At 71.7% G+C, this 24,067-nt stretch carries 25 protein-coding genes, 1 tRNA gene and 1 pseudogene; 19 read left to right on the plus strand and 8 right to left on the minus strand.

Going from position 1 to position 24,067, the window contains the following annotated elements:
- Positions 1-73: 73 nt before the first annotated feature.
- Entirely contained in the window at positions 74-439 is a 366-nt protein-coding gene (locus BLV02_RS05345) for a metallopeptidase family protein (protein ID WP_083288921.1), read from the minus strand.
- Between the two features lie 63 nt (positions 440-502).
- On the opposite strand from BLV02_RS05345, the gene BLV02_RS05350 reads away from it, so the two are divergent.
- Together BLV02_RS05350 and BLV02_RS05355 are read left to right on the plus strand one after the other, a co-directional pair.
- Positions 503-1,684, plus strand: coding sequence for a thiolase family protein (locus BLV02_RS05350; RefSeq protein WP_069113112.1), 1,182 nt, complete (start codon positions 503-505; stop codon positions 1,682-1,684).
- Complete coding sequence (locus BLV02_RS05355; RefSeq protein WP_069113113.1) at positions 1,681-2,127, plus strand: winged helix-turn-helix transcriptional regulator; 447 nt, start codon at positions 1,681-1,683, stop codon at positions 2,125-2,127. The genes BLV02_RS05350 and BLV02_RS05355 overlap by 4 nt, the downstream gene beginning before the upstream one ends.
- Here BLV02_RS05355 and BLV02_RS05360 read toward each other — a convergent pair.
- Together BLV02_RS05360 and BLV02_RS05365 are read right to left on the minus strand one after the other, a co-directional pair.
- Entirely contained in the window at positions 2,124-2,492 is a 369-nt protein-coding gene (locus BLV02_RS05360) for a DUF2255 family protein (protein WP_069113114.1), read from the minus strand. The two genes, BLV02_RS05355 and BLV02_RS05360, sit on opposite strands and share 4 nt — an antisense overlap.
- 28 nt (positions 2,493-2,520) lie before the next feature.
- A complete protein-coding gene (locus BLV02_RS05365; RefSeq protein ID WP_069113115.1) occupies positions 2,521-3,042 on the minus strand; it encodes a P-loop nucleotide/nucleoside kinase family protein in 522 nt (173 codons plus the stop codon).
- 70 nt (positions 3,043-3,112) lie between these two features.
- Between BLV02_RS05365 and BLV02_RS05370 the strand changes: the two genes are divergently transcribed.
- Entirely contained in the window at positions 3,113-3,322 is a 210-nt protein-coding gene (locus BLV02_RS05370; RefSeq protein WP_069113116.1) for a helix-hairpin-helix domain-containing protein, read from the plus strand.
- A 6-nt stretch (positions 3,323-3,328) separates the two neighbouring features.
- Here the strand turns inward: BLV02_RS05370 and BLV02_RS38200 are convergent.
- A pseudogene (locus BLV02_RS38200) lies at positions 3,329-4,193 on the minus strand (sigma-70 family RNA polymerase sigma factor).
- Between the two features lie 59 nt (positions 4,194-4,252).
- Here BLV02_RS38200 and BLV02_RS05380 point away from each other — a divergent pair.
- The gene (locus BLV02_RS05380) at positions 4,253-4,999 is read left to right on the plus strand and encodes an SDR family oxidoreductase (protein WP_069113117.1); all 747 of its coding nucleotides are present in this window, start codon (positions 4,253-4,255) and stop codon (positions 4,997-4,999) included.
- Positions 4,996-5,436 (plus strand): nuclear transport factor 2 family protein, encoded by a 441-nt coding sequence (locus BLV02_RS05385; RefSeq protein ID WP_069113118.1) that lies wholly within the window; start codon positions 4,996-4,998, stop codon positions 5,434-5,436. The genes BLV02_RS05380 and BLV02_RS05385 overlap by 4 nt, the downstream gene beginning before the upstream one ends.
- Before the next feature lie 61 nt (positions 5,437-5,497).
- Here BLV02_RS05385 and BLV02_RS36290 read toward each other — a convergent pair whose 3' ends face one another.
- The 3 genes from BLV02_RS36290 to BLV02_RS05395 form a co-directional block, all read right to left on the minus strand.
- Positions 5,498-5,635, minus strand: a complete 138-nt coding sequence (locus tag BLV02_RS36290; protein ID WP_171906811.1) for a hypothetical protein — start codon at positions 5,633-5,635, stop codon at positions 5,498-5,500.
- 480 nt (positions 5,636-6,115) lie between these two features.
- Positions 6,116-6,604: a DUF1269 domain-containing protein gene (locus BLV02_RS05390; RefSeq protein WP_069113119.1), complete on the minus strand. Its 489-nt coding sequence runs from the start codon at positions 6,602-6,604 to the stop codon at positions 6,116-6,118.
- A gap of 69 nt (positions 6,605-6,673) precedes the next feature.
- A complete protein-coding gene (locus BLV02_RS05395; RefSeq protein ID WP_171906812.1) occupies positions 6,674-7,024 on the minus strand; it encodes a SpoIIAA family protein in 351 nt (116 codons plus the stop codon).
- A gap of 201 nt (positions 7,025-7,225) precedes the next feature.
- Between BLV02_RS05395 and BLV02_RS05400 the strand changes: the two genes are divergently transcribed.
- The 7 genes from BLV02_RS05400 to BLV02_RS05430 all read left to right on the plus strand — a co-directional run bounded on the left by BLV02_RS05400 (position 7,226) and on the right by BLV02_RS05430 (position 19,162).
- Complete coding sequence (locus tag BLV02_RS05400; RefSeq protein WP_171906813.1) at positions 7,226-8,245, plus strand: LacI family DNA-binding transcriptional regulator; 1,020 nt, start codon at positions 7,226-7,228, stop codon at positions 8,243-8,245.
- Between the two features lie 148 nt (positions 8,246-8,393).
- Positions 8,394-9,710 (plus strand): polysaccharide pyruvyl transferase family protein, encoded by a 1,317-nt coding sequence (locus tag BLV02_RS05405; RefSeq protein ID WP_069113122.1) that lies wholly within the window; start codon positions 8,394-8,396, stop codon positions 9,708-9,710.
- On the plus strand, positions 9,694-10,689 hold the full coding sequence (locus BLV02_RS05410) for an ABC transporter permease (protein ID WP_083288925.1): 996 nt from the start codon (positions 9,694-9,696) through the stop codon (positions 10,687-10,689). Before BLV02_RS05405 ends, BLV02_RS05410 begins: the two co-directional genes overlap by 17 nt.
- A complete protein-coding gene (locus BLV02_RS05415; RefSeq protein WP_074946153.1) occupies positions 10,686-11,636 on the plus strand; it encodes a carbohydrate ABC transporter permease in 951 nt (316 codons plus the stop codon). The genes BLV02_RS05410 and BLV02_RS05415 overlap by 4 nt, the downstream gene beginning before the upstream one ends.
- Positions 11,637-11,680: 44 nt before the next feature.
- Positions 11,681-13,321: a substrate-binding domain-containing protein gene (locus BLV02_RS05420; RefSeq protein WP_083288926.1), complete on the plus strand. Its 1,641-nt coding sequence runs from the start codon at positions 11,681-11,683 to the stop codon at positions 13,319-13,321.
- A 91-nt stretch (positions 13,322-13,412) separates the two neighbouring features.
- Positions 13,413-16,835, plus strand: coding sequence for an alginate lyase family protein (locus BLV02_RS05425; RefSeq protein ID WP_083288927.1), 3,423 nt, complete (start codon positions 13,413-13,415; stop codon positions 16,833-16,835).
- The gene (locus BLV02_RS05430; protein ID WP_069113126.1) at positions 16,832-19,162 is read left to right on the plus strand and encodes an NUDIX domain-containing protein; all 2,331 of its coding nucleotides are present in this window, start codon (positions 16,832-16,834) and stop codon (positions 19,160-19,162) included. Before BLV02_RS05425 ends, BLV02_RS05430 begins: the two co-directional genes overlap by 4 nt.
- 116 nt (positions 19,163-19,278) lie before the next feature.
- On the opposite strand, the gene BLV02_RS05435 is transcribed toward BLV02_RS05430, so the two are convergent.
- Positions 19,279-19,351: transfer RNA gene (locus tag BLV02_RS05435), tRNA-Lys, on the minus strand.
- A 51-nt stretch (positions 19,352-19,402) separates the two neighbouring features.
- Here BLV02_RS05435 and BLV02_RS05440 point away from each other — a divergent pair.
- Genes BLV02_RS05440 through BLV02_RS05470 form a run of 7 tightly spaced genes read left to right on the plus strand, consistent with a single transcriptional unit; the run spans position 19,403 to position 24,055 of the window.
- Positions 19,403-19,978 carry an RNA polymerase sigma factor gene (locus BLV02_RS05440; RefSeq protein WP_069113127.1) on the plus strand — a complete coding sequence of 192 codons (576 nt, stop codon included), beginning with the start codon at positions 19,403-19,405 and terminating at the stop codon, positions 19,976-19,978.
- Positions 19,975-20,766, plus strand: a complete 792-nt coding sequence (locus BLV02_RS05445) for a zf-HC2 domain-containing protein (protein WP_069113128.1) — start codon at positions 19,975-19,977, stop codon at positions 20,764-20,766. Before BLV02_RS05440 ends, BLV02_RS05445 begins: the two co-directional genes overlap by 4 nt.
- Before the next feature lies 1 nt (position 20,767).
- Complete coding sequence (locus BLV02_RS05450; protein WP_069113129.1) at positions 20,768-21,529, plus strand: ABC transporter ATP-binding protein; 762 nt, start codon at positions 20,768-20,770, stop codon at positions 21,527-21,529.
- Positions 21,529-22,878 carry a hypothetical protein gene (locus BLV02_RS05455; RefSeq protein WP_069113130.1) on the plus strand — a complete coding sequence of 450 codons (1,350 nt, stop codon included), beginning with the start codon at positions 21,529-21,531 and terminating at the stop codon, positions 22,876-22,878. The genes BLV02_RS05450 and BLV02_RS05455 overlap by 1 nt, the downstream gene beginning before the upstream one ends.
- Positions 22,875-23,483, plus strand: coding sequence for a hypothetical protein (locus BLV02_RS05460; RefSeq protein WP_216094381.1), 609 nt, complete (start codon positions 22,875-22,877; stop codon positions 23,481-23,483). The genes BLV02_RS05455 and BLV02_RS05460 overlap by 4 nt, the downstream gene beginning before the upstream one ends.
- Before the next feature lie 32 nt (positions 23,484-23,515).
- Positions 23,516-23,830, plus strand: coding sequence for a DUF3467 domain-containing protein (locus tag BLV02_RS05465; RefSeq protein WP_053205327.1), 315 nt, complete (start codon positions 23,516-23,518; stop codon positions 23,828-23,830).
- Between the two features lie 3 nt (positions 23,831-23,833).
- Positions 23,834-24,055 (plus strand): hypothetical protein, encoded by a 222-nt coding sequence (locus BLV02_RS05470; protein WP_069113131.1) that lies wholly within the window; start codon positions 23,834-23,836, stop codon positions 24,053-24,055.
- Positions 24,056-24,067 lie beyond the last annotated feature (12 nt).

Raw genomic sequence — 24,067 nt, forward strand, 5'->3', positions numbered from 1 at the left:
GCTCCGGGATGTTGCGGCAACGGCCTCTGGCCTGGGCAAACATAGTCTTCATGGGGTGCGCCGCGGCCACCGGTCAGTACCATCCGAGCTCGCGCAACCGGGTCTCGGCGATGCCGAACGCGTGCCCGATCTCGTGCCCGAGCACCTTGCGCACCCGCGCCGCGACGTCGTCGGGCGTCTGGCTGACCCGCAGGATCGGGACGCGGTACAGCTCGATGCGGTCGGGCAGGCTGCCCGGCACCCGGCCGCCGATGCGCGTCCGGGCGACCCCGTGGAACTGGCCGAGCAGCAGGCCACGGCCGTGGTAGTCGGCCGGCGGCTCGTCGTCGACCATGATCGCGATGCCGTCGACGGCCCGCTGCACCCAGTCGGGCAGCTCGGCCAGGGCCTGCGTGACCATGTCCTCGAACGTGTCGAGGTCGATGGAGTCGGCGTCCACGTCGCGAGTCTACGTCCGCAGTCAGAGGGTTGGAATTTCCAACTCAGCAGTTAGAGTGGGGTCATGCGAGAAGCTGTCATCGTCGATGCGGTCCGCACGCCCCTGGGACGGGGCAAACCGGGCGGCGCGTTGTCCACCGTCCACCCCGTCGACCTCCACGCGGTGGTGTTGCGTGCCCTGGTCGAGCGCACCGCTCTTGACCCCGCCGCCGTCGACGACGTCATCGGCGGCGCCGTCGGGCAGATCGGCGAGCAGAGCATGAACACCACCCGCTGGGCCGTCCTGGCCGCCGGCTTCCCCGAGTCGGTGCCCGCCGTCACCGTCGATCGCCAGTGCGGCAGCAGCCAGCAGGCGGTGCACTTCGCGGCACAGGGCGTCCTCAGCGGCGCCTACGACGTCGCCATCGCGTCGGGTGTCGAGTCGATGAGCCGCATCCCCATCGGTTCGCAGGCCGCGGGGCGCGACGCCTTCGGCGCCGGGGTCGCGGAGCGCTACCCCGACGGGCTGGTGCCGCAGGGCGTCAGCGCCGAGCTCATCGCCGCCCGCTACGGGATACCGCGCGAGCGGCTCGACGCGTTCGCGCTGGCCAGCCACCAGCGGGCGGCCGCCGCGTGGGCCGACGGCCGGTTCGCGGACGAGGTCGTGAAGGTGCCCGGCGCCGACCTCGCCGTCGACCAGTCGGTCCGGCCGGACACCTCGGCCGACGCGCTGGCCGGGCTGGCGCCGTCGTTCCGGGCCGAGGTGTGGGAGCGACGCTTCCCGGAGATCGGCTGGCAGGTCACCGCCGGCAACTCGTCGCCGGTCAACGACGGCGCGGCGGCCGTCCTGATCGTCGAGGCCGCCGTCGCCCGGCAGCTTGGGCTGCGGCCGCGCGCCCGGCTGCACTCGTTCGCCGTCGCGGGCGCCGATCCGCTGCTCATGCTGCTGGGCATCATTCCGGCGACGCAGAAGGTGCTGGCGCGCGCCGGGCTGACGCTCGCCGACATCGACGCGTTCGAGGTGAACGAGGCGTTCGCCGGCGTCGTCCTCGCCTGGCTGGACGAGACCGGCGCCGACCCCGCCCGCGTCAATGTCAACGGCGGCGCCACCGCCATCGGGCACCCGCTCGGCGCGAGCGGCGCCCGGCTGCTGACGACGCTGCTGTCGGTGCTCGAGCAGACCGGCGGCCGGTACGGCCTGCAGACCATGTGCGAGGCCGGCGGCCTGGCCAACGCGACCATCGTCGAGCGGCTGGACGCGTCGTGAGGGCGTCAGCCGCCCGCGAGTGCTCGATCGCGAACGCGCTGGCCGTCGTGGGGGAGCGGTGGAGCCTGCTGGTGCTGCGCGAGGTGCTGCTGGGCAACGTCCGCTTCGACGCCATCGTCGCCGCGACCGGCGGCAGCCGCGACATCCTGGCCGCCCGGCTGCGCACGCTCGTCGACGCCGGGGTGCTGGAGAAGCGGCCGTACTCGTCGCAGCCGCGGCGGTACGAGTACGTGGCGACGGAGTCCGGGCGGGCGCTGCAGCCGGTGCTGCTGGCGCTGATGGACTGGGGCGACCGTTACGTCACCGAGGGCGCGCCGCCGACGGTGTGGGAGCACTCCTGCGGCGCCGAGCTGCACCTGGCCGCCGTGTGCGCCGCCTGTGGCTCGCCCGTCGGTTCCGGCCGCTCCCGCCTCCTCCGCCTCGGCGGCGTCGACCAGGTCTAGACGGGCGTCACGCGGAGGGTGGTCGTGCGGACGTCGCCGGTGATCATCATGCGCAGCGACGACCCGGACCCGGCGTACTTGGCGCTGTAGGCGTCGTCGATCGCGGCGTTCGTCGCCTCGTCGTCGGCGAGCTGGACGGTGACGTCGTACCTGGTGTCGCCGTCGACGAAGGCGGCGCGGCCGGCGCGGCGGAGGCGGGCGTACCACTTGGAGGAGTCGCCGTAGCCGTTGCGGATGTACGCCTGCCCGTCGACGACGACGGCCCAGATCTTGGTGACGATCTCGCGGCCGTCCTCGGTCCGGGTGGCCAGCCGGACGGTGCCCGTGTGGTCGAGGTGGTCGATGACTGCACTGCTGTCGGTCATGATCGTGACAACCACGGGCGGGCCGTTCCTATGCCTGGGCGTAGGCGAGCACGCGGGCCAGCGCCACATCGGCGTCGAGGTGCGCGGTGTCGAGGTCCAGGTGCTCGACGGTGAGTGGCGGGAACTCGGCGCGCATGCGCTCGACGTGCGCCCAGTCGACCTCGTGCCAGCCCGGGATCCCGCGCCGCCGCCCCTCGACCCGCCGCCGGTGCACGTCGACGTCGCCGCACCGGCACTCGACGACCGCCAGCCGGGCGCCGTGCTCGCCGGCCAGGCCGCGCCACCGCGTCAGCACCTCGTCGTCCACCAGGCAGTCGACGACGGCGGACTGGCCGAGCAGCAGCTGCCGCGTGACCAGCGTGCCCAGCAGATCGTGGTACACCCGCCGGTACGTCGCGCGGTCCAGGTCGTGCAGGACGCCGTGCGGCGCGAGTGCGCCGAGCAGCCAGTCGCCGGCGAATGACGGCGCGCCGAGCACCGCGGCGGCCCGGTCGGCCAGCGTCGACTTGCCGGTGCCGGGCAGGCCGGTGAGGACGACGACGGCGGGCACGCGACCATTCTGCCGGGGACTGTCGGAGCCCGCCGCTACGATCGGGCGCAGCCGACCGATGGAGGGACGCATGCCGCCCGACGACTCGCCCGTCCCCACCGAGTATCCGCAGGCCATCGGCCGCACCGCGCGCCGCGAGCTGGCACTGCACGGCTACACCCGCTACGACCAGCTCACCTCGGTGACGCCGGCGCAACTCCTCGCGATCCACGGCGTCGGGCCGAAGTCGATCCGCATCCTCACCGAGGAACTGGCCGCCCGCGGCCTCGCGTTCGGCTGAGCCCCGTCAGCCGGGGGTCAGCGCGAGCCGGGCCAGGCGGCCGGGGTCGGCGAGGATGTCGATCTCGACGATCCGGCCGCCCCTGATGGTGAACGCCATGACCGACAGCGGCCGGCCGTCCGGCGCGGTGACCAGGCCCGGCACCCCGTTGACCAGCACCGGACGCGAGTAGCGCGCGGCCTCGGCAAAGCGGAGCGCGCCCTCGGCGACCCGCCGAGCACCCCGGATCAGCTCCGACGCCTGCCGCGCGCCGTGGTCGCCGCGGAGCAGGACGTCCGGGTCGAGCACGGCGACGAGAGCGTCGAAGTCGCCCGCGCGGGCGGCGGCGAGGAACGCGTCGGCGACCTCGCGCTGGCGCGGCAGGTCGGCGTCGGGGACCGTCGTGGCGGCCTGGACGCGGGCGGCGGGCCCGGCTGGCCAGCATCTTCGCCGCGTCCGCGGAACGCCCGACGATCGGGCCGATGTCGTCGAACGGCACGGCGAAGGTGTCGTGCAGGACGAGCGCGAGCCGCTCCGCCGGCTGCAGGGTGTCGAGGACCACCAGCATCGCCAGCCCGACGGAGTCGGCGAGCAGCGCCTCCTGCTCCGGGTCGACCCCGTCTACCGAGCTGATCACCGGGTCCGGGAGCCGGACGTCCAGCGGCTCCTCCCGCCGCGCGGTGCGCGACCGCAGCAGGTCGAGGCAGATCCGCCCGACGACCGTCGTCAGCCACGCGCCGAGGTTGCGCACGTCGCCGGTGTCGGCGCGGCTGAGCCGCAGCCAGGTCTCCTGCACCGCGTCGTCGGCTTCGCTCAGCGAGCCGAGCATCCGGTAGGCGACCGCGCGCAACTGCCCGCGATGCGCCTCGAACCGTTCGGCCAGCCCGTCCACCGTTACCTTCCGCCGTCGCGCTTCGTCGAGGTGTCGAAGCCGATTTCAAAGGAGATGACATGAGGATCGCAGTAGCCGGCGGAACGGGTCGACTCGGGCGTCACCTGGTCGACGCGCTGACCGAGGCCGGGCACGACGCGGCGCCGTTCTCGCGCACCACCGGAGTGGACGTCGTCACCGGTGAGGGGCTCGCGGCGGCGCTCAAGGGGGCGGACGTCCTCGTCGACGCCGCCACCGGGCCGTCGCCGGACCGGGACGAGGCGGCGGCGTTCTTCCGTGCCGCCGTGGCGAACCTGCGGCAGGCCGGGGCGGACGCCGGCGTGCAGCGGGTCGTGGTGGTGTCGATCATCGGGGCCGACCGGTTCACGTCGAGCTACGCCGCGTCCAAGGCGGACCAGGAACGGGCGTGGCTGGACGGGCCGCTCCCCGTGCGCATCCTGCGCTCGGACCTGTTCCACGAGTTCGTCGAGCCCATGATGGGCTGGGGCCGCCAGGGCGACGTCGTCCACCTGCCCCGGATGGTGCGGCAGCCGGTCGCCGCCCGGACGGTGGCCGAGACCGCCGCGGAGCTCGCGACCGCCCCGGACGGGCCGCCCCTGCTGGAGGTCGCCGGGCCGCGCGTGGAGAACCTCGTCGACCTGGGCACGCTCGTCCTCGCCCACCGCGGCGACCCCGCCCGCGCCGAGGGCGTCAGCGACCCCGGCGACCCGGACGGCGTGCTGTACGAGGCGGGACGGGTCCTGCCCGGCCCGGACGCCGTCGTCGCCGGCCCCTCCTTCGCCGACTGGCTGGAGGGGACGCGGTGACCGACCTCCAGGCCGTCGCCGACCGGGTCGAGATCGAGGCGCTGCGCGGCGAGTTCGCCGACGCCGGGATGATGCGCGACTACGACCGGTTCGCGGCGCTGTTCACCGACGACGCCGTCTGGCGGGTCCCCGCGGTCGGCGCCGAGTTCGCCGGCCGCGACGCGATCCGCGCCGGGATCGAGCGGCTGCTCGGCGACCTGTGGGACTACCTGGTGCAGGGCACCCACCCGGGCGTCGTCCGCCTCGACGGCGACACGGCGACCGGCCGCGCCTACGTGCTGAGCTTCGGCCGGCTCGGCGACGGCGGGTCGCACCTCAACTACTCCGTCTACCACGACCGCTACCGCCGCACCCCCGACGGCTGGCGCTTCTCCGAGCGCGTCGACGAGGTGCTGTACGTGGACACCAGTCCACTGGCGGGCGGCCCGCCCGGCTGACCCCGCGACGCCCAACTGGGCCGTCCGGTACGCGTCGGTCATGCGACGTCCGGGGCTCGACTCACGCCTTCGGCGGTCCGAGCGGTCTGTTCCGCTTGCGGTCGGCCGCCAGGATTGCGTCGGTGACGGCCAGCTTGATGATGAAGTACTGAATCGCGAGGCCGACCACGATCGCGACGAGAACGCCGCCGTCGTCCATGAGCACGCTCCTTGAGGTCGAGGCGGGCGTCGGCGCACCAGCCGGGCGCGTCATGCTCGCACGGCCTCCGGACACTTCGGCGCCGACGAGCTGACCTCGACGTCGGTCAGCCGGGTGCCGATACTGGCAGCGGCGTGAGGACCCCGGAACGCCGAACGCCCGGTCTCGATCGAGAACCGGGCGTTTGCGCTGATGAGAGATGGTGCGCCATCAGGGCTCGAGCCCTGAACCCGCTGAATGGCAGCCTATCCAGCTCTCGAGGCTTTGGCCTGCGGCGATGCGCTTCTGGCCGACTCGAAGGCTGACCGTGGCGTGGACGCGTCCCCGTGCCGAGACGCAGACGGGGGTGCCATGCCACGGGACCTCGATCGCGCCGTCGCTCCACGGTTGCCCCGCCGAAGGCCAGACCCACGGGAGAGTGGAGGGGACGCCTGGCATCGCGGCGCGTCGACGCCGGGCCCGGGGGCACTACGGGTGACGTCAGCGGCCGCCGAACGTCTCCAGCAGAATCGCGCGCTCGGCCTCGGTGAGGTTGGTGCTGATCAGGGTGGCGTCCCGGCCATGGAATCGCTCGCCCAGCCGGTCGACGTCCGCGTCGTCGGTGACCATGAACAGCGCCGAGGTGCCGGGACCGACCTCGGTGCGGATGCGTTCGAGGTCACCCTGGGTGATCCCGGTCCCCTCGGTGGCCTTCGCGAGCGCGCCGATGCCGGCTCCGATGATGGCTCCGGCGACGGGGATCATGAAGAGAGCGCCGCCGAGGATTCCCCAGAGCGCGCCCCAGCCGGCACCCCGCTTCGTGCTGTCGTGCGTGTGCTCGAGCCTTGGCTTCTCCTCACCTTGCCGCCAGCTCAGCACCGCGTGGTCGACGATCTTCACGACCCCGTCGGACTCGGCGGCCTTCAGCGCCGCTGCGGCCCGGGCCGCGCCGTCCGGGTCCTCGAACTTCCAGACCGTGAACGTGGTCATGGTCTCCTCCTCTGGAACCAGCTGTGACGTCGGCCGTGTCGATCGGTCCAGGTCAGCCGAGGTGGGCGGTCAGTCGTCGTCCTCGTCCTCGACCAACCACTGCTTCGCCTCGAGGATCTCGTCGGGTTCGAAGACCTTGATGTCGCCGGGCATCATCCATCCGAACGCCTTGATGCTGTTCTCCAGCCAGTCGGCGTCGGAGACGACCGCGACCTTCCTCCAGCCCTTGAGATGCCGCGCCCACAGCTTGGTATCGGCCCACATCGCTCCGGCCGAGTAGGAGAAGCCGCTGTCCAGCACGTACAGCAGACGCACGTCCTTGCGCTCGAGCGCGCTGCTGAGCGCCGGGACGAGCACGTCGCGGTAGTCCTCCTCGGTGACCTCCCCGGCCGCCTGGACGCCGATGGTTCCCGGTGGCATGTCATCCATCACCCTGATCACGGCATTCTCCTCGGAACGCGTTACTCGACGCTCGGGACTGCCAGCCCAACTCGCGCGGTGCACCCGAATGTCTCGACATCGAAGCACCGGCCACGGTCGTGAGGAATCACCCGGTTCGGGTGAATGCGTTGGGCGAGGTTATGCGCCCGGACGTGACGTTGCGTCGATACCATGACGCGCATGGGTACCCAGAAGGAGATCGCACGCCGCGCCGGGGTCTCGGTCTCCGTCGTGTCCGCCGTCATCAACGGCACCACGCACACGCGGATGAGCGACGAGACGCGTGCTCGCGTCGAGGCCGTCATCGAGGACCTGGGGTACGTCCCGAACGACGCCGCACGGGCCCTGCGCCGGCAACGCTCGGGGACGATCGCCGTCGTCGTCGAGAAGATCGAGAACCCGATCTACCGCGACATGTTCCACGGCATCTACGACGCCGCGGAGGCGCGCGGGTGGGCGGTCGTGCTGGGCGACGCGCGCTGGATGCGCTCCGGCAGCCACTTCCTCGCGCGCCTGCTGGGGCAGGGTTCGATCGACGGCATCATCCTGCGGAGCGAGGGCCTCATCGACGACGAGGTGCTCGCCCACCTGCGCGCCCGCCCCGCCCCGGTGATCGTCGTCGAGGGGCGTCACGCACCGGACGGCCGCTGGCTGGCGATCGACGACGCCGCGGCCGGCCGCGTGGCAACACGGCACCTGCTCGACCTCGGCCACCTGGACATCGAGTTCGTGGGCGGCGAGCAGTGGGTGCCGACGCTGGAACGGCACCGGGGCTACGCCGGCGCGATGCTCGACGCCGGCCTCGAGGCGCGCGATGCGATCCTGACCGGCCACGGATCCCCGGAAGGCGCAGCGGCCCTCCGGGAGGTCATCGGCTCCGGCCGCCGGCCGACGGCGCTCGTGGCCAACAACGTGCTCGCGGGCATCGGCATCTGCGCGGCGGCTCACGACGCCGGCATCTCCATTCCGGGCGACCTCTCCGTGATCGCGATCCACGACGCGGACGTCGCCGGTGACGTCCGCCCCGCGCTCGCGACCGTGCGCATGCCGATGGCCGAGCTCGGGGCACGCGCCGTCGACGCGATCGCGGCGATCCTGGAGGACGCACCGACGCGGTTCGGCCTCGTCGACGAGCCCGCACCCGTGCTGATCCCGCGCGCCAGCACGGCGCCGCCTCCGGGGTCGCCTCGCCTCCGGTGAGACGGAGACGCATCGTCGCGTCACGAAGTGGATGAAAGCGTTGACGTGACGATGTGTCGTCGGCTACGTTGACGCGACGATACGTCAGCGTCTTCCGTCAAGGGGCGACGCCGGACTGCACACGGACGCCGCACTCGGAAGGACACTGTTGACCTCCACCACCGCCACGCCCCGCTCCGTGCTCCTGCGCTCGTCGTGGGCGAACGTGAACATCGGCGACGTCGCACACTCGCCCGGCCTCGTCACCGCCCTGCTCGACGCCGAGCCCGATGCCCGCATCACGCTGTGGCCGATGCGCCTCGGCGAGCGCGAGGAGGCGATGATCCGCCGGGCGATCCCGACGGTCACGATCGTGCGGGGCGACCTCGACGAGGCCGGGGTGCCGACGACGCCGGAGCTCGCCGCGGCGTGGGACGGCGCGGACGTCTTCGTGAACGGCTCGGCGGCGAGCGCCTCGCTCGTGCCGGAGCTGGCAGCCTGGCGTGAGCGGTCCGACCGCCCGTACGGGTACGGCGGCGTGACGGTCGACCCGCTCTGCCCGCCCGCCTGGGGCTCGCTCGAACGGTTGCGGGTCATGACGCAGGACCTGCCGGCGACGTTCCTCGAGGACGACGCCCGCGCGATCATCGACGGCGCCGAGTTCCTGTTCGCGCGGGACTCGATCAGCCTCGAGTACCTGCGCTCCCAGGGGGCTCGCCCCGGGGTGCTCGAGTTCGGACCGGACGGCACGTTCGCCTATCGCCACCGCGACGACGCCGCGGCTGACGCCTTCCTGGTCGCGCTGGGCCTCACGGCCGGGGAGTTCGGGTGCTTCGTGCCCCGGCTGCGCTACGCGCCGTACCCGGACATCTACGGAACGGAGCGCACCCGGGAGTTCGACCGCCGGTACGCGATCAACGCCGGCACCGTCGGCCTCGACCTCGACACCCTCGCCGCCGCGATCACCACCTGGGTCCGCTCCACGGGCCAGCGGGCCGTCGTCGTGCCCGAGATGAGCTACGCGGTGGAGTTGGCACAGGACGAGCTGCTGCCACGCGTCCCGGACGACGTCGTCGACCGGGTCACCGTCCTCGACCGGTACTGGCCGCTCGAGGAGGCGCACGCCGTCTACGCCCGCGCCCGCGCCGTCGTCAGCATGGAGTGCCACTCGCCGATCCTCGCGTCCGTCCATGGCACGCCCGCGCTCTACGTGCGTCAGCCCACCGACACCGTCAAGGGTGAGATGTACGCCGACCTCGGAGGCGCGGACGTCGTCGTCGAGATCGAGCCGGACGGCCCGGAGGGCGCGGCCGCTGCCGTCGAAGCGCTCCTCGAGGACGAGGCGGCGTCCCGGGCGACGTCGTCGGCCATGAACGCCGCGGCCGTCGGCCGCCTGCGCGACGTCGCCCGCACCATCCTGTTCGGCGAGGCCGCATCCGAGTTCACCCGCGGGGACCGGGAGGCAGACCTTGTCTCAACTCGCTGAACGGCCGCCGCAGAAGTCCGCGCGGAAGGGCTCGCCGCCGACGGCGACCACCCGCCGGCCGCGACGCTCCGGCCAGACCCTCGCCCGCTGGCGGCGCGACCGGCTCCTGCTGCTGCTGGCCACCCCGGGCGTGCTGGTCGTGCTGTTGTTCCACTACGTCCCCTTGCTGGGCAACGTGATCGCGTTCAAGGGGTATCTGCCGTTCCTGACGATCGGGGAGAGCCCCTGGGTCGGCTGGGACAACTTCCAGGTGATCTTCTCGGGTGACCCGCTGTTCGTGAACGCGTTGACGAACACGTTGATCATCACGCTGATCCAGGTCGTGCTCGTGTTCCCGCTGCCGCTCGCGCTCGCCCTTCTCCTCAACGAGGTCATCTCGGAGCGGCTCAAGCGGATCGTGCAGTCGGTCCTCTACATGCCGCACTTCCTGTCCTGGGTGATCGTGGTCGCGCTGTTCCAGCAGATCCTGGGGAACGCGGGCATGGTGAACACGCTCCTGCGAGAGCGCGACATGTCGACGTTCTCCATCATCGGCGTGCCGGAGCTGTTCGAGGTCCTCATCACCAGCCAGGTGATCTGGAAGGACACCGGGTGGGGAACGATCATCTTCCTGGCTGCCATCTCGCGGGTCGACACCTCGATGTACGAGGCGGCCGCGATGGACGGCGCCGGCGCGATGCGGCGCATGTGGCACGTCACGCTGCCGGCGATCCGGTCGGTGTTCGTCCTGCTGCTGATCCTGCGGCTCGGGGACGCCCTCACGGTCGGCTTCGAGCAGATCATCCTGCAGCAGGGCGCGGTCGGCGCGACGGCGAGTGAGGTCCTCGACACCTACGTCTACAACCACGGAATCGTCGGCGGCAACTGGGGCCAGGCCGCTGCCGTCGGCCTCACGAAGGGTGTCATCTCAGTGCTCTTGGTGCTGGGTGCGAACAAGCTCGCACACAAGTTCGGTGAGCGGGGGGTGTACCACAAGTGACCACGACCTCTCCCCTGGGGCTCACGACCAAGCCACGCAAGGCGCGGCCGTCGGCGTCCGCCGGGCGCCCGGTCTGGATGGGGCCGCCGAACCGGGTGCTGACAGCCTTGCGCGGCCTCATCCTGACGATCGGTTGTGCCGTCGTCATCCTCCCTTTCCTCGCCGTCATCTCGACCTCGCTCGCCACGCAGGAGGAGGTGACCGGGAACGGCGGCTTCGTGCTGCTCGTCCGTGAACCGACCCTCGCCTCCTACCAGGCGGTCCTGTCCGGCGGCGTGGTGACCCGCGCACTGGTCATCAGCATCGTCGTGACCGTCGCCGGCACGCTGCTGTCGTTGGCATGCACGATCGGGCTCGCGTACGCGCTGTCCCGGCCCGGATCGCTCGGCTCGCGCCCGATCCTGCTGGCCGTGCTCTTCACGATGCTGTTCAGCCCCGGCATGATCCCGATGTATCTCGTGGTCAAGCAGCTCGGCCTGCTCGACAACCTGCTGGCGCTGATCCTTCCCGTGCTCATCAATGCCTTCAACGTCATCGTCATGCGGGAGTTCTTTCTCGACATCCCGGGCGAGCTCATGGAGAGCGCCCGCATCGACGGCGCGAACGACCTCACGATCCTCGCGCGCATCGTGTTGCCGTTGTCCAAGGCCGTGATCTCCGTCATCGGGCTGTTCTACGCCGTCGGCTACTGGAACGCGTTCTTCAACGCCCTGCTGTACATCAGCTCGCCCGAGAAGTGGCCCCTGCAACTGGTCCTGCGGACCTACGTCGTCAACGAGACCCCGATGGGCGTCGATCAGGTCTCCGCCGGCTCCGACAGCCTGCCCCCGCAGCTGTCCATCCAGATGGCGATCCTCGTCATCTCGATCGTCCCCATCCTCCTCGTCTACCCGTTCCTCCAGAAGCACTTCACCAAGGGACTCATGATCGGCGCCGTCAAGGGCTGACCACCTGTTCTTCATCCTGTCCTCGATGTAGCGGAAGGAATCCCATGTCCGGCACCATCTCTCGTCGTAGGTTCCTGGGCGCCACCGGCGCTGTCGCGGCGATGGGCCTGTTGGGGGCCTGCTCAGGCTCGCCGAGTAGTCAGTCGCCGAATGGAGGATCCACCGGTGGCGGTGGTGCCGCCGACGGACTGCTGCCGACGTACAAGCCATTCGACAAGTTCCCGCCCGACCTCGCCTCGAGCAACCCGGACGTGTCGCCCGGCTACTTCTCCTACCCGGATCCGCCCACGGCGGTGACCAGCGGGGTTCCGGCATCCGGTGATCCGATTCGGGCGCTGACCTTCACCTATGATCCGGTCGCTCCCGAGCTGGCCAACAACGCGCTGTGGCAGAGCCTCAACGAGGCGCTCGGCACCGAACTGGACCTGGAGTACACGCCCGCGGCGGAGTACAACGCCCGGTTCGCGACCACGATCGCCGGCAACGACCTGCCCGACCTCATGGCGATCAAGGGTCAGCAGCAGCAGATGCCGGCCATGCTGGCCGCGAAGTTCACCGACCTCACCGAGCACCTCTCCGGTGACGCCGTCCTGGATTACCCGAACCTCGCGGCGCTCCCGACGCCGGCCTGGCTGAGCACCGTCTACGACGGCAAGCTCTGGGGCGTCCCGGTGCCGCGCTCGCTGATCGGCAACGTGCTGTACACACGTGCGGACCTCCTCGAGCGGGCGGGCCTGTCCTTGCAGCCGGAGTCGCTCGAGGAGTTCACCGAGATGGCGCAGGCCCTCACCAACGATCGGGAGGGTCGCTGGGCCTTCGGGCAGACGCCGCTGTCGGTGCTGCTCGAGACGAACGGCATCGCGAATCTCTGGTCGGTCGACGGCGCCGGCGCCTTCACCTTCAACGCCACGCTGCCGGGATACGAGCAGGCCCTGGCCGATTCGGTCGCCCTCAACGACCTGGGGGTCGTGCACCCGGACGGCAACGCCGTTCAGAACACCCAGCGCAACGAATGGATGATCGCGGGCACGACCGCGTTCCAGATCGGTCTCTACGCAGGATGGCCCAAGTTCTACGTGCAGGGCGCCGACATCGAGGGCTTCCGCCTGACGGGCATGCTCTCTCCCGCGCGCGAGGCCGGCGGGGAGATGGTGCGCACCGCCGGCCCCTCGGTCTCGCACTTCTCGGCGGTCGCCAAGCAGGACGACCCGGAGCGTCTCGCCGAGATACTTCGGGTGCTCGACTGGCTGGCCGCGCCGTTCGGCAGCACGGAGTACATCACCCGCCGGTTCGGCCTGGAGAGCGAGACCTTCACCTTCGAGGGTCCGGATCCGGTGCTCACCTCACAGGGCGTCAACCAGGCGACGCTGCCGGTGCGGTACATCACGGAGAACTCCCCGGTCATCTTCGAGTCGCGCAACGAGCAAGCCGTCCGGGATCAGTTCGACCACCAAGAGGCGGGTCTGCAGTACACCGTGCCCAACCCGACGGAGGGGCTCTACTCCGAGACCGCCGTCAGCGAGGGGGCCAGCGCGCAGCAGGCGCTGACCGCGACCGAGCTCGAGATCGTCCTGGGAAACCGGCCGGTTGCCGATTGGGCCGCCGCGGTCGAGAGCTACATGTCCGCCGTCGGCAACAAGATCAAGGCCGAGTACGAGGAGGCGTGGGCTCAGCTCAACGGCTGACGCCACGGATGGTACGGCCGCCGGTCGCATGGTCGCGCGGGGTGCTGCTGAAGCACCGGGTTGACACCTTCACAGCAAAGGAGTCACGGAGATGCAACGAAGCACTTCCCGGCGGAGCATTCGCCGTCGTGTCCATGCGATCACCGGCGCGGCCGTCACGCTGGCGGTGGTGGGGACGGGCCTGTTATCGGTGCCGGCCGCTGCGTCCGACATGTCGGATCTCGGCGAGCTGCTCGACCTGACGCGTCCGGAGCTCGCCGGAGTCGCGGCGGAGCTCGCGGCCGGCGATGAGGCGGGCGCCGCCGACCAGCTCAAGGCCTACTACGCGGGCCGCACGGGGATCGCGTTCCCGACGCCGGGAGCGGCGGGGGTCGGCGACGCGACCGCCGACGAGCTCGCGGCCGGGATCTTCCGGTTCGGCGCCGAGACCCGCGACTTCTACGACGACGCCGAGCAGCGGATCGACGTCGACTGGCAGGACACCTGGGGCGGGACGGAGGCCGCCCCCGGCGGCGCGCAGGTCCTGATGAGCGACCTCGCGTTCATGCCGACGCTGGCGAGTGCCTACGTCAACGAGAGCGACCCGCAGCGGCGTGCGGCGTATGCGAAGGCGTGGATGGAGATCTCACTGGACTTCTTCGCCGACAACCCGAGCTGGCCGCAGGTCCGCAATCTGTCGGCCGGCAAGCGGCTGAACCAGCTCATCAGCGCGTTCTCCGTGTTCCGGACGGAGCCGGCCACCGACGCGGGCGACCTGGTGACGTACCTGTCCGGCGTGCACGAGACGACCGACTTTCTCACGCAGGTTCTGCAGATTCATGTCGGAAACAACTGGTATGTGTCGATGGCTCGCTCGATCTACTTCGCGGCGGTGTACCTGCCCGAGTTCAGGGCATCCTCCGGCTGGGAGTCGTTCGCCGTGCGATCCGTCGAGCGGTTCCTGCGCGCGTACGTGCAGAGCGACGGCGTGTACCGCGAGCCGGCATTCAACTACCAGGCCTACGTGGCGGACCTGATCAACAGCATGACCGGCGTCGCGGACGCCAACGGGCGGAAACTACCCGATGCGCTCATCCAGGCGGCGGACTGGATCGCGGACGTGATGTTCGCGACCCGGCAGCCGAATCTCGAGCCCGCGCAGATCGGCGACACACCGAACATCGATGCGGGCAGGAGCGCCATTCGGGCGACCGGTGAACGCCACTCATGGTCCGATTTCACCTGGGTCGCCTCCGGTCGAACCGCGGGGACGCCCCCGACACTGGGGTCCACGCTGTATCCGATCAGCTTCGCGGTGCAGCGCTCGGGGTGGGACGCCGATGCGCAGTACCTGCTGATCAACAACCACAACTCCAGTTACACCGCCTCGCACCGGCATCCGGACGACCTCAGCCTGGTGATGTCGGCGTACGGACGCCCGCTGATCGTCGACTCCGGAGTGGGCGACTACAGCGCCACCCCGACGAACGACTGGATGCGCCGCACGACCGAGGCGCACAACACCGTCGAGGTCGACCGGAAGCCGCAGGCCGCGGGGGTCACCCGCGCGATGTCGCTCTGGCGGTCGAACGCGGGTCTCGACGTCTACCGCGGCCAGGCGATGGGCTACCAGCCGGTCGCGCACGACCGGGTCGTCTACTTCGTCAAGCCCGGCTTCTGGGTGGTCTCCGACGACCTCACCGGTGACACCGCCGCGCACGACTACCGGCAGCTCTGGCACTTCCCCGGTGATCCGGTCACCGTCGACCCGGCCACGAACGTCGCCACGGTCGGGTTCGACACCGTGCCGGGCGCCACGCCGGTTGCCGGGGTGCAACTCGTTCCCGTGACCCCGGCCGGCGCCGAGGTCACGCCGAGCGTCCACGAGAACGGCGCCGTGCGCGTGGGCGAGGACGTGCTCACGGACGTCGACTACCTGTCCTACGACTGGTCCGCCACCGGCGCCACGGGACTGGACACCATCGTGTTTCCCGGCAGCGCCGGCCGGGCGCCCTCGGTGACGGCCACCCGCATCGAGCTGCCTGGGGTGGATCACTCCGTGGCGACCGCGATGGAGATCGACCTGCCGCACTCGACCGGCCGCTTCTACCTCTCGCGCGAGGCGACGCCCTCGTCGAGGGAGTTCGGGAACGCCGCGACCGACGCCGAAACCGCGTATCTCGAACGTGCCGGGCACGACAGGCTCACGCGGTACGCGCTGACACGAGGGTCGTCGCTGGTCGACGGCGGTGACACCGTCCTCGACGCGTCCGCAGTGGTGTCCGACGTCAGTGTGGAGCTGCGGGGCGCGACCGCCCGGATCTCGCTCGGCGACCCGTTCACCGGCACCCTCACGATCAACGCGCCGACGGCGAGAGTGGTGAAGGTGAACGACACCCCGACCGCGTTCACGCGTACCGGTGACCTCGTCACCGTGACGGTCGAGCCGGCCTTCGCGCCGGCGCCGGTGCTCGACGAGGAGTTCGAGGACGCGAGCCTGGACCGCACCGTCCATGGCTTCGACGGCGGACTCGAGGGCTGGACGCCGGTGCAGGGCTCCTGGGGACTGGGCGGCGATCCATCGAATGCCAAGCTGGCACAGACCTCGAGCGCGGACATGCAGTCGTTCGCCATGCTGCAGGACGTGCCGGACGACGTGATCGTGTCCGCGGACATCGTTCCCGGGACCAGCAACCAGGCGACCGCCCGGACCGGCCTGGCGTTCCGCTACCACGATTCGCGCAACTACTACCGGGCCAACGTCCTCACGACGTCGACCGGCGCGAAGCTGCAGCTCGTGAAGGTCTACAACGGGACGTCCACGCTCCTCGCGGAGACCGACGTGGCGCTGGACAACGACGCCGAGTACACGCTGACCGTCTCCGCGGTCGGGCGTCACCTGGTCGCCACCGTCGGCGACACGTCGATCTCCGCGAACGACGGCCAACTGCCGACCGGCGGGGCCGCGGCCTACACGCATCGGCGGGCCGCGACCTTCGACGACATCACGATCAGCGAGGCCCTCGATCAGGCGAACTGGCGCGGAATCGGGGGCCAGGCGACCGTCAGCTCGGGTCAGCTGACCCTCACGCCGGTCGATGGCCGAGCGCACGTGCTCGCCGAGTCGACACTGCCGGCGCGGTTCTCCCAGCAGTGCGACTATGTCGCGGAGACCACGGTCACGATCAACGGCGTCGGCACTGCCGGCATCTCGCTGCGCGACACCTCGGACTCCTACGGCTACCGGATCCACATCGGCAGGACGAGCAGCGGTTCCCGATACGCGAGCATCATCCGCGAGGCCCACCGGTCGGGCCCGGTCACGGTGGCCACGGTCTCGCTCGGCGACCCGCTGAACGGCCCCGTTCGGCTGGGCGCGGCCGTTCACGGCGACCGCGTCACCGTGACGTTGAACGGCGTGCAGATCCTGGAGGGACGCGACACCGTGGTGCGAAGCGGCGGCGTCGGGCTCTACGCGACCACGCAGAGCACGTTCGACGATTTCACGGTCGCCCAGTCCTGCGAGGACGGATGACCCCGCGTGACCTGCCCGTGCCGGCGCCGCCCGCGGACATCGCGGCGCTCATCACGCCGGGCCACCCGCGCCTGATGGTCGACGACGCGGCGCTCGCCGGGATCGCCGAGCGCATCGCGTCCAACGACCTCACCGCGCAGCTGTACGACGACCTGATCGCGCAGGCAGACGCGCTGCTCACCATGCCGGCATCCGAGTACGAGTTCCCCGACGGGCGCACGCTGCTCATCGTCACCCGCGAGGTCCAGAGCCGCCTCTACGCGCTGGCGATGGCGTACCGGCTCACGCAGGACGAGCGGTACGCGGCGCGTGCGTACGAGGAGATGGCGGCCGCCGCCGCGTTCCCGGACTGGAATCCGGAGAGCTTCCTGTCCGTCGCGGAACTCATGCACGCGTTCGCGGTGGGCTACGACTGGCTGCACGGGTACCTCGACGAGGCGCAGCGCCAGGTCGTGCGCGACGCGATCGTCAGGCTCGGGCTGGAGCCCGCGATCGCACAGCACCGGTCCGGGGCGTCGTGGACCACGAGGACGAACAACTGGAACGTCGTGTGCAACGGCGGGACGATCATGGCCGCGCTCGCCATCGGCGTCGAGGAGCCGGAGCTCGCGAACGAGGCGATGCACCTCGCGTTCGACTCGCTGCCCGTGGCGCTCGCGCGGTACGGGCCCGACGGCGGGTACCCCGAGGGCGCCACGTACTGGGGCTACGCCACGCGGTTCCTCGTGCCGGTCATGGCGTCGCTCGAGACGGCGGTCGGCGACGACTTCGGCATCACGCAGACCGCGGGGCTCGACCGCACGGTCGACTTCGGGATCCACATGACCGGTCCGGCGGGCCAGCCGTTCAACTACTACGACGCCCCCAGCACCGGCCACCCCGGGAGGACCGCAGCGCACTGGCTCGCCGCGCACTACGGTGAGCCGGCCTACGCGTGGTGGGCCGAGCAGGGAACCGCGCTTCACTCGCGTCCGCTTCCGCCGCTGCACCTGATGTGGCAGGGGCTGATCGATGCGGTGCCGCCGAACGAGGCCGGCCTGCCGCTGGACCGCGAGTTCGACGCCATCGCCACCTTCCTCTCGCGCAGCGCGTGGAACAGCACGACCGCGAACTTCTTCGGGTTCAAGGCGGGGGACAACGCGTCCAGCCACGCCGACCTCGATCTGGGCACGTTCGTGCTCGACGCACTCGGTACACGTTGGGCCGTGGAGCTCGGGCCGGAGACCTACGACCTGCCCGGGTACTGGTCGGCCGGTCCCGAGGGCCGACGCTGGACCTACTACCGCAAGCGTCCCGAGGGACAGAACACGCTCGTCGTCAACCCCGACGCGACGCCCGGTCAGGCCGTCGACGCGAGGGGGACGCTCGTGGCGACCGGCTCGAGCCCGGACGCGAGCTTCGCCGTCGCCGACCTGTCGGAGGCGTACACGGCCCAAGGCGTGACGAGCTGGCAACGTGGCATGGCGCTGATCGACGGCCGGAGCCGCTTCGTCGTGCAGGACGAAGTCACGGCGTCCTCCCCGGTCGAGGCGTGGTGGTTCATGCACACGTCCGCCGGCATCGACGTCGCGGCCGACGGCCGGTCCGCCATGCTCACCCTCGACGGCCGGCAGCTGCGCGCCGTCCTGCTCGATGCGCCCGACGGCGTCCGGTTCTCGGCCATGGACGCCGTGCCGTTGCCGACGTCGCCGAACCCGGACGGCCAGACGCCGAACGCCGGCGTCCGCAAGCTCGTCATCACGGGGCCGGAGGCGGCGCGGTTCCGCCTCAGCGTGCTCCTCGAGCCGCTGCCCACGGGCGTGCACGGGCCGGAGCCCGCCGTGACGGACCTCGCGGACTGGGCGGTGGCGCCCGCCCCCGACGTCGCCCCGGCGGACCCGCGCGTCGACGGCGAGCCGGTGGCCGGCTACTCCGGCACGCCCGCAGCGCGTGGCGCGGTAGCGATCATCAGCAACAGCGCTGGGCAGGTGCTCATGCACCTGCGTGACGACTTCGCGCACATCGCATGGCCAGGTCATTGGAGCCTGCTCGGAGGCGGAGCGGACGGCGACGAGACGCCTCACGACGCCATCGTGCGTGAGCTCCAGGAGGAAGCCGGACTCGTCGCATCGGGCCTCACCGAGCTCTTCGACACGGTCGATGTCGACGGCTCCGGTCAGGTGATCACGTTCTTCGCCGGCACGTGGGACGGCGACGAAGCACGGTTGCCTCTGGCCGAGGGCCGCGAGCTCCGATTCTTCGCCCCCGAGCAGCTGAAAGCGCTGCAGATCCCGCCCTACATCCATGACGGCATCCAACGGTGGCTGGCCACGTCGGACACCGTGTAGGCGACGCCGAAGGTCAGGCAGCAGCTCTGGGGTGTTCGTCGCGACATCAGCCGGGCGCGGGGTGACGCCGCCCTGGCATGGACACAGCGCGGCCAAGGACTTGACCTGCTGGGGAGTGCGCCATCAGGGACTCGAACCCCGAACCCGCTGATTAAGAGTCAGCTGCTCTGCCAATTGAGCTAATGGCGCAACGACGCTGAAGATTACCACCCCGCGCGGGGAAGCTGAAATCGTGAACCGATGTGGGCCCGCCGTGCGTCTTCATCTGACGTGACGGCAGGAGAGGCCTCCGACGACGAGTTGCTGCGCCGGACCGGGAAGGGCGACCGGGCGGCGTTCGAGGCGTTCTACGACCGCAACGCCGCCTGGCTCGCCGTCCGCATCCGGCGGCGCTGCGGCGACGCCGAGTTGACGGCGGATGTGCTGCAGGAGACGTTCCTCGCGGTGTGGCGTGCGGCCGGTTCCTATGCCGGTGACGGGCAGTCGGGCGGCTGGCTGTGGTCGATCGCGACCCGACGGCTCATCGACGCGCACAGGAGGAGGGCAGTGCGGGCGGTCGTCGTGGGGGAGCCGGACGACGAGCGCGCCCACGTCACCGCGCCGTCGGCCGAGGACGAGGCGCTGGCCGGCACATACGACGCGGAGCTGGCGACGGCGCTGGACCGGCTCTCGCCGGAACTGCGCGCCGTCCTGCAGGCGACCGTCCTCGACGGGCTCACCACACGTGAGACGGCGCTGCTGCTGGACGTGCCGGAGGGGACCGTGAAGTCGCGCGCCGTGCGGGCGCGCCGCCAACTGAGGGAGGCGCTCTCATGAGCTGGCACCTGCCCGAGACCACCTTGCGCGCCTACACGGCCGGTCGCACCGGCGACGCGGACGCGTGGTCGGTCGAGGCACACCTGGTCGAGTGCGAACGCTGCCGGCACGCTGTCGGCGACGCCGGCACGGACGCGATCGTCCGGGCCGCGCGTCCAGTCGCGCTGCCACCGCAGGGCCGGGTCCGGCGGGCCGGCCGGTGGCGCCGGGCGGTGATGTTGACGGCGTCGGGCCCGGCCGCTCGGACGGCGTGGGTGGTGGCGGTCGTGGTGGTCCTGGTGCTGGCGGTGATGATGGACACGACGTGGGAGTCGCGCGGGTTCGCCTGGCTGACGCTGGTCGCGCCGCTGCTGCCGGTCGCCGGGGTGGCGACGGCGTACGGGTCGGGCCTGGACGAGCCGGGCGAGGTCATCGCGTCGACGCCGGCCGGCGGGTTGCGGCTGCTGCTCTGGCGCACGCTCGCCGTCCTCGCCGTATCGGTGCCGGCGGCACTGGTCGCGGGGGTCTGGGCCGGGTCGCCGGCCGTCTGGCTGCTCCCGGCGCTCGGGCTGACGGCGCTCACGCTGGCGGCCGGGGCGGTGGCGGGGCTCGCGCCGGCCGCCGTCGCCGTCGGGCTCGGCTGGGCGGCGGTCGTGGCCGGGCCGTCGCTGAGCGAGCACGCGTCCGGCCCGCTGATCGCGCCGGACGCCGTCGCCGTCTGGGTCCCGCTCACCGCGGCCGCGCTCGCGCTCGTCGCCGTCAGCCCGCACCGCTTCGATCACTTCCGTCACCCGAACCGGGAGGCCTGACATGACCGTCACCGCCACGCACGTGGACGTGCGCGACCTCGTCGTCCGGTACCGCCGACGCGTCGCGCTGGACGGGCTGGACCTGAGACTCGGCGCGGGCGTGCACGGACTGCTCGGCCCGAACGGCGCGGGCAAGACGACGCTGATGCGGGTGCTGGCGACGGTGACGCGGCCGGCGTCGGGCGGGGTCACCGTCCTCGACGGCGACGTCGTCGCCGGGTCCGCCGCGCTGCGCCGGGTCCGCCGCCGGCTCGGCTACCTGCCGCAGCAGTTCGGCTACTACCCGCGGTTCACCGTCCGCGAGTTCGTCGAGTACTTCGCGTGGCTCAAGGAGGTCCCGCGCGAGCGGATCCCGGTGGCCGTCGACCGCGCCATCGAGCGGGTCGGCCTGCTGGACCGCGCCGACGAGCGGCTCAAGCGGCTCTCCGGTGGCATGCTGCGGCGGGCCGGCATCGCGCAGGCGATCGTCAACGAGCCGGACCTTCTGCTGCTCGACGAGCCGACCGCGGGCCTCGATCCGGAGCAGCGGGTCGACTTCCGCGACCTGCTGCGCGTTCTCGGCGTCGACGCGTGCGTGCTGGTCAGCACCCACCTCGTCGAGGACGTCGCGGCGGCCTGCGCGGACGTGACGCTGCTGCACGAGGGCCGGTCGGTGTTCCGCGGGACGCCAGGCGAGCTGGCCGCACGCGGCGACGGCGGCGACGGCGACAGCCCGATCGAGCGCGGCTACACGGCCGTTCTCCGCGCGGCCCGGGCCGCCTGATGGGCCGGATCGTCCGCATCGACCTCCGCCGCGGCGTGGCCGCACTGGCCGCGCTGCTGATCGGCGGCGTGACCCTCGCCGTGCTGTTCAACGACACCGAGATGTGGGCGGGCCGCTGGACGGCGCTGGCGATGTACCTGCGGGTCACGCTGATCGTCGTCGTCCCGCTCACGCTGGCGGCGGGGGCGTGGCAGGGCGGCCGCGACCGGCGCCGGCGCATCGAGGACCTGCTGGCCAGCACGCCGCGACCGCGCTGGCAACGGACCACGGCCGCCTGGGCCGCCGTCGCGACCGGCGTCGCGGGCGGGTACCTGGCCGCGGCCGCGATCCTGGCGGTGCTCGTCGGCCGGGTCGCGACCTACTCCAGCGGCGGCTGGTGGTGGTACGTCGTGGTCGCCATGCTGGCCTTGGGCGCGGCCGCCGCCGTCGGCTACGCCGCGGGGACCCTGCTGCCGTGGCGGCTGACGGCGCCCGTGCTCGGGTTCCTGGGCTACCTGGGCATGGGGCTGCTGACCTACGTCGTCGACGGTCGCAGCTGGCTCAGCCCGGCGCTGAACAACGTCGTCGACGGCGTCTACCTGCCGCTGGGCGACCACCTGCTGCAGGCCGCCTGGTTCACGCTGATCGGGATCGCCGCGCTCACGCTGATCGGAAGCCAGCGCTGGTGGCCGGTCCTGGCGCCGGCCGCGCTCGCCGCCGCGGCCGGAACCGTGCTCGCGTCCGGACCCGCCCACGAGCGGTTCGAGCCCGACCCCGTCGCCCGCGAGATCGTCTGCGTCGAAGGCGATCCGCAGGTGTGCACGTCGCGCGAGACGGAGTTCCTGCTCGACGACTACGTCACGGTCGCTCGCGAGACACTGGCCCGGTTCGACGGCATCGACGGGCTCCCGGACCGCGTCCAGGCGGTGCTCAGCTACGACGACCTCGACGACGGCAGCATCTACACGTCGGTCGGCCAGTACATCTCGTGGTCCGGGAGCCTCGCGCCCAGGGCGGAGTTCGGCTCGGAGCTCGAGGTCGACCTCGTCCACAACGTCCTGCCCGGCCGCTGGTGCGACAGCGGCACCGACGCGAACGCTGCCGAGCTGGTGAGCGACCTCGCCGACGCTGCCATGCTGTGGGCCGGCGTCGACCCGGCCTCGGGCAGGGTCGCCGAGACGGACGGCGGCGGTCACATCGCAATGACCGACAGCCGCGCGCGGCATGCGGACCCCGTCGACGGGGCACTGCACGTGGCGCTGACCTCGCTGCCGCGCGCCGAGCAGCTCGACTGGATCGAGCGGTACATCGTGGCCGGCCGGGACTGCGATCTGACGGCGCTCGCGGCGCTCCGGGACGAGTTGCGGTGACGCGGCTGCACGTGCGGTCCCGGTACGGCCCGGAGGTCGTGGCCGGCGTCATGGTGGTCGCGCTGCTGGCGTGGGCCGCTGCCGAGTGGCTGTCCAGCCGCCCGTACTTCGACGGTCCGCAGGCGCGGCCGCCGGTCGCGGCGCTGGCCCCGGTGTTCGCGGCCGTGCTGGTCTCCGTCACGCTGGCCGGCGCCGACGAGGAGCTGGAGCGGTCGGCGGCGCGGCGGTGGTGGCCGATCCGGCTGGCGCACGTCCTGATCGCGACGGCGGTGTGCGCGGCTGCGCTGGCGCTGACCGGGCTCTGGGAGCCGACGCGGTGCGGCGCGGCCGAGCTGGCCCGCAACACCGTCGCGTCCGTGGGTCTGGTGACGGTCGCGACGGCCCTGGCCGGCGCCGCGCGGGCGTGGGCGCCGGTGATCGCGTACACCGGCGTGGTGTACCTGGCGGCACCGAAACCCGTGATCGCCTCGACCGCCTGGTGGACGTGGCCGGTGCAGCCCGCGTCGGCGCCGCTGGCGTGGTGGGCCGCGGCCGCGTGGTTCGCCGCCGGGCTCGTTCTCTATGCGCGCAACGGCGCGCGAGTGGCCGCCGACCGGGAGGCCTGATCGGGCCGCGCTGCTGTGGCAGGGTAGAACGCATGGCCAACCCGCCCGAACGCCGTGAGTACGACATCGACATCCCGGCGGAGGTCGAGCCCGGCACGTACGCCGACTTCGCCTCCATCTGGCACACCGCAGACTCGTTCGTCCTCGACTTCGCCGTCCTGAAGCGCCCGCCGAAACCGTCCGTCGGCGAGGACGGGAGCCGGGTGCTGAAGGTGCCGACGCGGGTGGTGACGCGGGTGCGGGTGCCGCCGAGCCAGGTCTTCGAGATCATGAAGGGCCTGGAGAAGCAGCTGTCCATGTGGGAGCGCAGCCACGGCGTCAAGCGCCGGCCGCCGGAAGACTCCTAGCGCGTGGGCAACGTCCTGCGCATCGTCATCGGCGTGGGCGGGCTGGTCGCCGCCGGCTGGTCGGCGCTGCGGACGCTGCGGCAGCGCCGCGACGAGCGCGCGGCCGGCGACGAGCGCGCGGCCGGCGATGAGCCCGCGGCGGACGACGAGCGGCCGTCGTTCGCGCGGGCGTTCGCGATTCTCGGTGCGACGGCCGTCGGCGTCGCGCTCACGCTGCTGATCTGAGACGTGAGAGTC

The sequence above is a fragment of the Jiangella alba genome (assembly GCF_900106035.1).
Taxonomy (GTDB): domain Bacteria; phylum Actinomycetota; class Actinomycetes; order Jiangellales; family Jiangellaceae; genus Jiangella; species Jiangella alba.